The organism is Microbacterium sp. (genome assembly GCF_049650565.1).
In the GTDB taxonomy this organism is placed as follows: Bacteria; Actinomycetota; Actinomycetes; order Actinomycetales; family Microbacteriaceae; genus Microbacterium.
The window spans coordinates 19,396-29,690 of record NZ_JBASAK010000009.1 but is presented as its reverse complement, the minus strand read 5'-3'; the positions used below and the strand labels follow the sequence as shown (position 1 = coordinate 29,690).

Here is a 10,295-nt window from a genome sequence, read left to right as displayed (position 1 = left end):
GCCTTCTCGGGTTCGTGCACGATGGTGGCTCGTATCTTGCGGATCAGGTGCGGTCCGCCGCGGAGGTACTCGCGCGCGCCGCGCCACAGCACCGTCGGGCGCTCGCCGATCAGGTCGCGCAGCAGGTACGACGCCTGCACGCGGATGCTGCGAGCGGTGCTGTCGACGGTGGGGCCGGCCAGGATGAGTCCGGCGACGACATCCGGATGCCGTGCGGCGACCTCGGCGGCGATCTGGCTGCCCATCGAGTGGCCGAGCACGACGGCATCTGCGATGCGGCGCGAGCGCAGGAACGCGGCCACAAGGTCGGCGTGGCGTTCCATGGTCAGGGTGCGCTCGGGTTCCGGCGCCTCGCCGAAACCGGGCAGGTCGATGCCGATCACCCGTCCGCGCAGCCGCCGGATCAGGTCGATGTAGACGCTGCGTCCCATGCCGATGCCGTGCAGCAGCACGATCGGATGCTGCCCGGACCCGAAGTCCTCGAACACGAGCGTCGCGCCGCCGTGCGCGAACTCCCCGAGTTCGACGGCGGCATCCTCGGGGGCGAGCACGCGTTCTGGCATCCATCCACGCTACCCGCAGTGCTCTCGTCGTCTCCCGCATGAACACAGTCCACCGGAGCCTGGGCTTGTACGATCGTCCAGGAGGCTCGGCCGGAGTGCCGGCGAGCCGAGGGGGCGGAGTATGACAGCTCAGGCAGGGTGGTATCCGGCGGGCGCGCCCGGGAGGGAGCGCTGGTGGGACGGCACGCAGTGGACAGCCTACGAGCGCGAAGTCGCGACTCCCGAGCGGTTCGCAGTGCCGGATGCTGCGCCTCAGACAACCGCGGTGCGGCAGCCGGCCCCGCAGCAGCATCAGCAGGGTCAACAGTTCCAGCTCGCCCCGCGGTTCCAGCCCGTCCAGCAGTTCTGGCCCGCAGGTCCTCCGATGGGCTGGTACGTCGCCCCGAATGATGGGAAGACGCGCTGGTGGAACGGCGTGCGATGGTCCGCGTACTACCTGCGCCAGGGCCGTGTCGCGGCCGAACCCTACGCACTCGAACCACCGTCTCTGGGCTGGGTTCTCGGCTCGTGCTTCCTGCTGATCGGCCTGGTGAACCTCCTGGTCGGCAGGGACACGCGGGTCATCGCGATCGTCTTCTCCGTGATCGGCGTCCTCTGGATGATCGGGGCCGGTCGTGGCACGGCGCGCGCCAAGGTGCCGGCGCCGCAGACGGCCCCATCGCTCGACCCCGCACTGCGGCCGTTCCCCGGCGAGGCCGAGAGCGCCCGCGCCGGCTGGTACCCGGTGTCCGCGAGCGCGCAGCGGTGGTGGACGGGCACCCGCTGGGCGCATTACATCCTGGAGCGCGGTGTCGTGCAGCCCCGCCAGTTCGGCCCCCGCTCGCACCGGGTGATGATGATCGTCAGCTGGATCTTCGCCGGCCTCGGGGCCCTGGGTGCGCTGCTGGGCGCCGTGCTGCTGGGCAGCGACGCGAGCGGTGGCATCGCCCTGCTCGTCGTCGGCATCCTGATTCTGCTGATGGGCGGTGTGCTGCTGCTGGTCACCTGGACGCGGCGCTTCTCGATGATCCTGCCGACCTCGCCGCCGCCGATCCGCTGATCGCGCGGGAACACGGAGGCGGCATCCGCGGCATCCGCTCACCGATGCACTCTGGGGGCCGACACGCCAGAACGGGGGCCGGTTTCGCGGAAAACGTCCGACATCTGGCGTGTCGGCCCCCCTATTGTGTGCCCGGGACGGGCTACGGCGTCAGCACCAGGGTGTCCGTCGCCGCGGCCGTGACGGCCTTCCGCGAGAAGGCCCACGGCTGCTGGATGCCGGCGGCCCAGTCCTCGGTCTGATCCGTGTAGTGCTCGTTGAACGCGTGCCCGCTGGCGCCGGTCAGGTGGATCCAGGTGGACTTGTCGAAGTCCGCCAGGTCCACGATCATGCGCATGGACGGCACGGTGGTGGTCGCGTACGACTCGCCGAGGATCCAGCCGGTGGCGTTCACCACGGATGATCCGCCGCTCACGGAGTAAGGCCCCCGATTGAACAGCATCTCGATGGGCGTGATGCCCGACGAGCCCAGCGTGGAGCTGGTGAGCGTGAGCGCGTGCAGCGTGCCCCAGTTCCAGCCCGTGACGTCCGCTCCCTGCAGCTTCGACAGCTCGGCGTAGGCCTGCTCCGCCGACAGCGCGAGCATCTCGTCCATGCCGCTCACACCCAGGCGGTCGTTGGTCCACAGCGGGTCGGAGGGACTGTCGAGCATGGCGCCGACGACCGTGAACAGCCGGCCCTGGTCGTCCACGGGCAGCGGCACCTCCCGGTCGGTGAACACGTTGTGCACGAGGTTCGACCACAGCACATTGGCGTACGCGGCGGCGGGGGAGTCGGCCCGGTTCTGGGCGTCCCAGGTGCGCAGCAGCTCCACCGCGGCCTTCGGTCCCTTGCCCGGCACGGCGACATCGCCCAGGGCGGCCGTCAGCTGCTTGCCGATCCACATCTCGTCGTCCATCTGGATCTCGTGCAGACCTCTGCCCGTCAGCGGGCCCGTGGCGGACTTGCGCTCGATGAGGTGCGAGATGCGCGCGGCCCGGTAGCCGTAGTCCCAGTCGCGGGAGAGGAAGTACGGGTAGTCGTCGGTGACGATCGCGTTGTTGGCGGTGACGATGTAGCCCTCGGGCGGGTTGTACGACACGGGCAGGTCCCCGAAGGGGATGAACCCGGTCCAGTCGTAGGCGCTGTCCCAGCCGGGCTGCGGCAGCCAGCCGTCGCCCGTGCCGCGGATGGGCAGTCGGCCGGGCGCCTGGTAGCCGATGTTGCCCTTCTTGTCGGCGTAGATGAGGTTCTGCGCGGGCACGTCGAAGAGGGATGCCGCGTGGCGGAAGTCCTGGAAGTCCGAGGCGGTGTCCAGCGCGAAGATCGCGCTGGCCGTCGTGCCGGGATCCAGCGCCGTCCAGCGCAGGCTCACGGCGTAGTCGCCGGTCATCGTCGCGTCCGCGGGGGTGCCGGGCACGTCGGTCAGCGTCGTGCCGGTCTCGGCCGAAGGATGCTTCGCGATGGCCGTGAAGTCGCCCGTGAGTCCCGAGATGATCGGCCCGTGCACCGTGCGGCGGATGGTCAGCGGCACGTCCTTGCCGCCCGCCACCCTGATGACGTCCTTCTTCACCTCCAGGGGCATCAGCGCGCCGTCGCGCCAGTACTGGTCGCCCTGCACCTTCTCGATGTACAGGTCGGCGACGTCGGTGGTGAGGTTCGTGAAGCCCCACGCGATCTTGCCGTTGTGGCCGATGACGACGCCCGGGAGACCCGAGAACGTGAATCCCGCTACGTCGAACGGGCAGTCCGCCGACACGGTCCGGCACTTCAGCTGCATCTGATACCAGACCGACGGGAGTGCTGCTCCCAGGTGCGGGTCGTTGGCCAGCAGCGGCTTGCCGCTGGCGGTCAGATCGCCCGAGACCACCCACGAGTTCGAGCCGATGCCCTCGCCGACGGGCCCGATCAGCATGCTCGCGGCCTCGATCACGCTGTCGGCCTTCTGCCACTGGACGGTCTGCAGCGCCTGTCCGACATCGGTGCCGGCGCCGCCGGTGAATGCGGCCGGCTTCGCGGCGGGTTCGGCATCCGCCGCCGGTGCGTCGGTGGTGATCTTCGGCACGATCACCGGGTTCTGCGCGAACGGGTATGCCGGGTACACCTTCTCGATGAGCGCCTGGGCGTCGGCATCCGATTCGCCGGCCTTGTCGAGGTTCGCCGCCAGCAGCGCGCGGTTGGTCTCGTCCTCGATGTTGGTGCGCAGATCCCAGGCCATCGCCTTCAGCCAGGCGACGGAGTCGGCGGGCTGCCAAGGCTCGGGCTTGTAGTCGGGGTTCTGGATGCCGAGCACGGCATACTCCAGCGACAGGTCGGCGCCGGAGCGCGAGGCGAGGTAGGCGTTCACTCCGTCGGCATAGGCCTGGTAGTAGCCGCGGGTGGTGTCGTCCAGGGCATCGACCTCCTGCTGCGCGACGTCGTGCCAGCCCAGTGTGCGCAGGAACTTGTCGGTGGCCACCTGCGAGGAGCCGAACATCTCGGCGACCCGGCCCGAGGTGACGTGTCGGCGGAAGTCCATCTCGAAGAACCGATCCTGCGCGTGCACGAAGCCCTGTGCGAAGAACAGGTCGTCGGTCGACGACGCCGTGACGGTGGGCACGCCGAGCGCGTCGCGCTGCACGGTGACGCTCTCGTGCAGGCCCTTGACGGTCAGCTCGCCCGAGGTCTGCGGGAAGGAGCGCTGGATCGTCCAGGTGAGGAAGAACGCGGCGGCCGTCGCCAGCACCAGCACGGATGCCAGCACGACGAACGCGACGCGGCCGATCCTTCCGGCGATCGAAGGGCGGGATGGTGCTGCAGCAGTGGCTGACGACATCGGCTGGTCTCCCATGAGTCGTGGGACTCCGTGTCACGGAGCGTGGGTGCGCGGTTCGGGCAGGCGCATGCCCTGGCATCCTACCCAGTCGCTCCGGCGAGCACGGACCTCACGCCGGGCGGATCGTGCCTCGCCGGTGCACGGTGGGGAGGATCAGACGACGCTCGGCGAACCCCGGATTGTGCTCGAGCTCCTCGCCCATGAGGAGTTCGACGGCCACGTTCGCCATCTCGCGCCGGTGCACCTGCACTGTGCTCAACGCCGGATCGCTCTCGCGGGATATCGCGCTGTCACCGTACCCGATGACCGACAGATCTCCCGGAACGTCGATGCCCCGCAGCCATGCCGTCTGGATGATGCCCATCGCGATCGGGTCATCACAGGCCAGAACGCCGTCGACGCCCAGCTGCCCGCCGAGCAGCGCGCGCCCGGCTTCGATGCCGGCGGCCATCGAGAAGTCCCCGTGCGTCACCAGTGCGGGATCGATCGGGATGCCCGCCTCGTGCAGCGCATCGCAGTAGCCGAGGTACTTGTCGCCGCTGGTGGGGGCTGTCGCCTGACCGTTCGCCAGCGCGATGCGACGGCATCCGGCCTCGAGCAGGGCCACCGTGGCGAGGTAGGCGCCGCGGCGGTTGTCGGCGAGCACGGCTGGCAGCTGCAGGCCCGGCAGGTAGCTTCCCACGATGACCCCGGGCAGGCGGACCTGGCTGAGCTCTTCGGCATCGAAGTCCCCACCCAGGTAGAGGACGCCGCCTATTGCGGAGTTGGTCAGGATGGTCGGCCGCTGTTCGTGCCAGAAGCCGATCATGACCTCGATGTCCTTCGTGCGGGCGGCGGCCTCCACGTTCGCGAGCAGCTCACCGACGTAGTAGTTCGGCGTCTGATCCTCGTGCCCGTTCGCGGACAGGACCACGGCGAGCGTGCGCATGCGCGACGATCGGCGACGTCGTGGTGTCTCGTATCCGAGCTCTCTCGCGATCTCCTGCACACGGATCCGGGTGTCCGGGGACACCCGGCCGGAGTCGTTCAGTGCGTGCGACACGGTGGCCGTGCTGACACCGGCGGCTTCGGCGATGACGGACAGGCTCGGGCTCTTCGGGTTGGCGCGGGATGGGCTCACGGACGGCCGTTCTGTTGATCGAAAAATGTTCAGCAGATTTAATCATACATCTTGTGCTTGCGTGGTCAAGAAGTTTCGCATACAGTGACATTCACTTGCGAAACAAAAGCGTAAGCAATCTGAAAATCCAGTCATCTACATCAAAATTCAGCAGTGGGTGACGAACGTCGAGGAGCAGGCATGGCCGTCAGGGAAGAGCGCGCAGTCTGGGTCGAGCAGGCCCAGGATCTGCAGCTTGCAGGGAAGTTCTCGCGAGAGGACGTTGAGAAGATCGTCGAGGAGTGCGCGCAGCTCGGCGCGACGAAGATCCTCTGGCTGCTGAAGGCCAGGGTCGCCGACACCGCATCTGTGCTGTGGTACGGCAGCAAGGTGGGGGACGCCCACCCGGCGGCGGAGAGCTACGACGGACTGGATGACCTCGTGCAGCTGGCGCGTGCGCGTGGCATCGAGGTGCACGCCTACTTCTCGGTGTTCCCTGAGGGCGACCCCAACGCGAAGGACCTCGCCGCCGGCCAGGCCGTGCTCGCACAGCACCCCGAGTGGGCCGTCGTCGACGTCAACGGCAAGCCCACGACCTTCGTGTGCGCGGGCCAGCCCGGTTACCGCGAGTATCTGCTGAACCTCGTCAACGAGGTTCTCGATGCCCACGATCTGGATGGCATCCACCTGGACTTCATCCGCTACCCCCGTGCGGCATGCTTCTGCGATCGCTGCCTCGGGCAGATCAAGGAGCGCTTCGGCCTGGACCGCGACGACGTCGTCGGGCTTCTCGAGCGCCGGGAGTTCACGTCGCTCTCCTACGACGAGCGCGCGATCGCCCTGCACCAGGCCGATTCGCTGATCGACTACTACTGCGAGAACGTGCACCAGACGGTCAAGTCCGTGCGCGAGCTGATCGACGAGCGCTTCGCGTCCAAGAAGCTCTCCGCCGCGGTGTTCCCGAACATCCGCTCGTCCACCAGCCAGGTGTACTGCGACTGGGTCGGCTTCTCGCAGTACCTCGACTTCGTCTGCCCGATGGTCTACTGGTACAGCGAGGAATACTTCCACCGCACGGTGGAGCGTCTGCACCGTGTCGTCGAGGGCAAGACCCTGCTGCTCCCGGGCATCAGCGCCCTCGGGTACCCGCACGGGCTGGCGGAGAAGAACGAGAACTTCCACCCCACCGCGCCCGACCATGACTACGTGCGCACCCTCATCGAGGACACGCGCGCGATCGGCACGGGTGGCTTCGCGCTGTTCCACCACGCGCCGATCTTCGGCCACGAGCCGGGGCACTACACCCAGACCGAGTGGGGCGCCCCGCTGCCCCAGGAGGGTCTGAGCGAGTTCCTGGAATACCTCGCGCGGTGACCATGATGTCCACAGCGGGTGAGCTCTTCATCGGACTCGACGTGGGAACGTCGGGCGTCAAGGGTGCCCTCTGCACCCGCGACGGTGAGGTGCTCACCCGCTCCCGCGAGCCGATCACGCTCTCTCGTCCGAACCCCGGCTGGGCAGAGCACGATCCCGAGGAGTGGTGGGACGCCGTCGGCCGTATCGTGCGGCGTCTGCTGGGCGGCGAGACCGGCACCCGGGGCAGGGTGGCCGCCGTGGGCATCAGTGGCGTCTGCCCCGTACTGGTGCCGATGGATGCCGCAGGATCGGCGCTGCGCCCGGCGATCATGTACAGCATCGACGAGCGCGCCAAGACGCAGGTGGAGCGCCTGCGCTCCGCGTTCGATGCCGCCGACATCCATCGCCGGTCGGGGCAGGGACTGGGATCGCAGAACCTGCTGGCCAAGGCGATGTGGCTGCGCGAGAACGAGCCCGGAGTGTGGTCGTCGACGTGCACGCTGCTGGGCAGCACCGGCTACCTCGTGCACCGGCTGACCGGGGCGATGACCGTCGACCACTTCTCGGCCGCGGACGGCGGACTCGGATACCGGCTCGAGGCGCGTGACTGGGACCTCGAGGCGTTCCGGGTCGCCGACATCGACCCCTCGCTCATGCCGGCGCTGCACTGGCCCTGCGAGCGCGCTGGTGTCGTCCACGCGCAGGCCGCCGATCAGACCGGACTCGCCGAGGGCACCCCGGTGATCGTCGGCACCGGCGACGCGCTGGCAGACCTGGTGGCCACTGGAGCCCGGCGCACCGGCGAAGGAGCGCTGCTGTACGGCACGAGCATGTCCACCATGGTGCTCGCGGCCACCCCGAGCGGATCCGACGCGGTCGTCAACGTCCCCGGCTGGCAGCCCGAGCAGCTGGTCCGCAGCGTCATCCTGCCCACGGGGATCGGGCTGTTCGAGTGGTGGGCCCGCTGGACGGGAGCGCCCTGGCACGACGACTCGCTCGTCGACGTGAACGCGGCGCTCGCGCGAAGCGCGCCCGGCGCGCAGGGCCTGACGCACCTGCCGTACCTCGCCGGCGGCCGCACCCATCTGCCGGATGGGGCCCTGCTCGGCATGCGCGCCGCGCACAGCGCGGACGATCGCACCCGGGCCATCGCCGAGGGACTCGCGCACGCCCTGCGGGCGCAGCTCGGCGACGAGGGAATGCCCCACGACATCCGTGCGATCGGCGCCGGGTCGTCGATCCCCGAACTGGTGCAGCTGATCACCGACGTCTGCGGATTCCGCCAGACCGTGCTCAGCGGCGGCACCGACGCCGCCGTGGGGTCGGCTCGACTCGCCCTGGAGGGAATGCACCCGGCCGCCGGGCCCTGGGGCGCTCCCACCGCGGAGAACTTCGACCCCTCGCCCTCGCGCCGTGCGATCCACGATGCCGGACAGCGGCGGTTCGATGCCGCCGCGCGGTCACTGAGCAGCCTCACCGTCTCCGCCGGGACGGCGAGCGAGGAAGGACGAACAGATGCTTGACCTCACAGACCGCCGATCGGTGGTCATCGCATTCGATCACGGCACCGAGGGTGCCGTGCGCGGCGGGGAGGACGTCCCGCGGATGCTGGACGCCATCGCCCGTTCCCAGGCCGACGGTGTGCTCCTGACCACCGGCCTCGCCCGGAGATTCCCGGGTGAGGCCGGTACCACCCCCGCACCGGCGGTCCTCGCCGGGCTCGACGTGCCGGTGTTCGGCACCGGCATCGGCACCGGGGCGAAGCTGGTCACCACCAGGCAGCTGTGGTCGCCTGCGGACGCGGCGGCCGCGGGTGCGGTGATGTGCAAGATGCTGCTGCCGTTGGGGCTGGAGGACGCCGACGCGTGGGCCGATGCCATCGCGCGGATAGGCAGGGCGGGTGCCGAGGCTGCACGGGCGTCGCTGCCGTTCATGGTCGAGCCGGCGTTCTGGGGACCCGCCGCGCAGCAGAGCGACAAGGCGATCCTCGACGCGGCCAGACTCAGCGTCGAACTTGGCGCCGATGTGCTGAAGGTGCCGGGGCCGCGAGATCCCGAGACGCTCGCAGCGCTGGTGGCCTGGTCTCCCGTGCCGGTGCTCATCCTCGGCGGCACTCCCCGCGATGGCGCCGACTTCCTGGGACAGGTCGTGGCCTGGATGGCTGCGGGGGCCAGCGGCGTGGTCGTGGGCCGGAACGTGTGGAACCGACCGCAGCCGACGGCGGCGATCGACGCGCTTGTGCGCGCTGTCCGGCACGGTGATCTCGACGGTGCCCGGGAATCGATGGCGGCGGCGGGCGAGCCGCTGCCGTCCGCCGCGCTGCGGTATGACCAGGAGGAGGAGCAGGGATGATCCAGCAGGTTCTCGTAGAGCCCATGAAGCTCGAGCAGCGGGAGGCGCCGGTTCCCGATCTCGCCCGCGGTGACGTGCTGATGCGCATGCAGGCGCTCACGCTGTGCGGGTCGGACGTGCGGGTCTACACCGGGGAGAAGACCGGCGGGGTGCGGTGGCCCGCCGTGATCGGCCACGAATTCGTCGGTGAGATCGTCGAGGTCTCCGACACCGCGGATGAGCACCTGCTCGGCACACGCCGCGCCGCCATGCCGTGGGTGGTCTGCGCGCAGTGCGGTCCCTGTCGGCGCGGCCAGCCCAACCTCTGCGAGAACGTGGAGATCTTCGGCTATCAGATCCCCGGCGCCATGGCGGAGTACATCCGCATTCCCGCCAGGGCCGTCGCCAACGGCAACCTGGTCACGGTGCCCGAGGGGATCCCCGCCGAGGTCGCCGCGCTGAGCGAGCCGCTCTCCTGCGTCTACCACGGGCATCTCCGGTGCCGGATCACGGTCGGCTCCTCCGTGCTCATCCTCGGCGGCGGCCCGATCGGCATGCTGCACACCATGCTGGCGCTGCGGGCCGGAGCCACCACGGTGATCGTCAGCGAGCCGCAGCGCAACAGAGCCGAGGCGATAGCCGCTCTCGGGCGAGTGACCGTCATCGATCCCACGGCGCAGGATCTGCTCGAGCAGGTGCGCTCCCGAACCGGCGGGGAAGGGGTGGACGTGGCAATCGTGTGCATCGGGCATCCTGCGCTCGCCCAGGATGCGATCAGCGCCACCCGCGCCGGCGGGACGGTGAACCTGTTCGCGGGCTTCGGACACGCCGGAGTCGGCGAGCTGGATCTGAACGCCATCCACTACAAGCAGCTCGACGTGATCGGCAACGTGGATGCGACCGTGGCGGAGTTCCGCACCGCGAGTGGTCTGATCTCCGGTGGTCATGTCGATGTCTCCGCCATGATCACGCACCGATTCCCGCTCTCCGAGGCGGGCGAGGCGCTGGAGGCGGCACGCTCCGGGAAGGGGGTGAAGGTCGCAGTTCTCCCTGACTCATAGCGGGCGGCCCGCCCTGCAGCCGTGAATCCGAGGATGGACCCGGCGCAGGGGT

General features: G+C 69.4%; 8 protein-coding genes. 5 read left to right on the top strand and 3 right to left on the bottom strand.

The window, feature by feature from the left end; genetic code table 11:
• Positions 1-563, bottom strand: a 563-nt coding sequence (locus tag WA967_RS01600; RefSeq protein ID WP_424419153.1) for an alpha/beta fold hydrolase, incomplete at its 3' end; no start/stop codon positions are given.
• Between the two features lie 121 nt (positions 564-684).
• Between WA967_RS01600 and WA967_RS01595 the strand changes: the two genes are divergently transcribed.
• Positions 685-1,602 (top strand): DUF2510 domain-containing protein, encoded by a 918-nt coding sequence (locus tag WA967_RS01595; RefSeq protein WP_424419152.1) that lies wholly within the window; start codon positions 685-687, stop codon positions 1,600-1,602.
• Between the two features lie 142 nt (positions 1,603-1,744).
• On the opposite strand, the gene WA967_RS01590 is transcribed toward WA967_RS01595, so the two are convergent.
• Complete coding sequence (locus WA967_RS01590) at positions 1,745-4,396, bottom strand: penicillin acylase family protein (RefSeq protein WP_424419151.1); 2,652 nt, start codon at positions 4,394-4,396, stop codon at positions 1,745-1,747.
• Positions 4,397-4,505: 109 nt separating this feature from the next.
• A complete protein-coding gene (locus WA967_RS01585; RefSeq protein WP_424419150.1) occupies positions 4,506-5,516 on the bottom strand; it encodes a LacI family DNA-binding transcriptional regulator in 1,011 nt (336 codons plus the stop codon).
• A gap of 180 nt (positions 5,517-5,696) precedes the next feature.
• Between WA967_RS01585 and WA967_RS01580 the strand changes: the two genes are divergently transcribed.
• Genes WA967_RS01580 through WA967_RS01565 form a run of 4 tightly spaced genes read left to right on the top strand, consistent with a single transcriptional unit; the run spans position 5,697 to position 10,243 of the window.
• Positions 5,697-6,869, top strand: a complete 1,173-nt coding sequence (locus WA967_RS01580) for a glycoside hydrolase family 10 protein (RefSeq protein WP_424419149.1) — start codon at positions 5,697-5,699, stop codon at positions 6,867-6,869.
• A gap of 2 nt (positions 6,870-6,871) precedes the next feature.
• On the top strand, positions 6,872-8,374 hold the full coding sequence (locus WA967_RS01575; RefSeq protein WP_424419148.1) for a xylulokinase: 1,503 nt from the start codon (positions 6,872-6,874) through the stop codon (positions 8,372-8,374).
• Positions 8,367-9,203: a hypothetical protein gene (locus WA967_RS01570; protein WP_424419147.1), complete on the top strand. Its 837-nt coding sequence runs from the start codon at positions 8,367-8,369 to the stop codon at positions 9,201-9,203. The genes WA967_RS01575 and WA967_RS01570 overlap by 8 nt, the downstream gene beginning before the upstream one ends.
• Positions 9,200-10,243: an alcohol dehydrogenase catalytic domain-containing protein gene (locus tag WA967_RS01565; RefSeq protein WP_424419146.1), complete on the top strand. Its 1,044-nt coding sequence runs from the start codon at positions 9,200-9,202 to the stop codon at positions 10,241-10,243. The genes WA967_RS01570 and WA967_RS01565 overlap by 4 nt, the downstream gene beginning before the upstream one ends.
• The last annotated feature ends 52 nt before the right edge of the window (positions 10,244-10,295 follow it).

What these genes read in the sequence shown, in the direction of transcription:
- WA967_RS01595 (WP_424419152.1), top strand. Translation starts at nt 685, where the DNA reads ATGACAGCTCAGGCAGGGTGGTATCCGGCGGGCGCGCCCGGGAGGGAG.
- WA967_RS01590 (WP_424419151.1), bottom strand. Translation starts at nt 4,396, where the DNA reads ATGTCGTCAGCCACTGCTGCAGCACCATCCCGCCCTTCGATCGCCGGA.
- WA967_RS01580 (WP_424419149.1), top strand. Translation starts at nt 5,697, where the DNA reads ATGGCCGTCAGGGAAGAGCGCGCAGTCTGGGTCGAGCAGGCCCAGGAT.
- WA967_RS01575 (WP_424419148.1), top strand. Translation starts at nt 6,872, where the DNA reads ATGATGTCCACAGCGGGTGAGCTCTTCATCGGACTCGACGTGGGAACG.
- WA967_RS01570 (WP_424419147.1), top strand. Translation starts at nt 8,367, where the DNA reads ATGCTTGACCTCACAGACCGCCGATCGGTGGTCATCGCATTCGATCAC.
- WA967_RS01565 (WP_424419146.1), top strand. Translation starts at nt 9,200, where the DNA reads ATGATCCAGCAGGTTCTCGTAGAGCCCATGAAGCTCGAGCAGCGGGAG.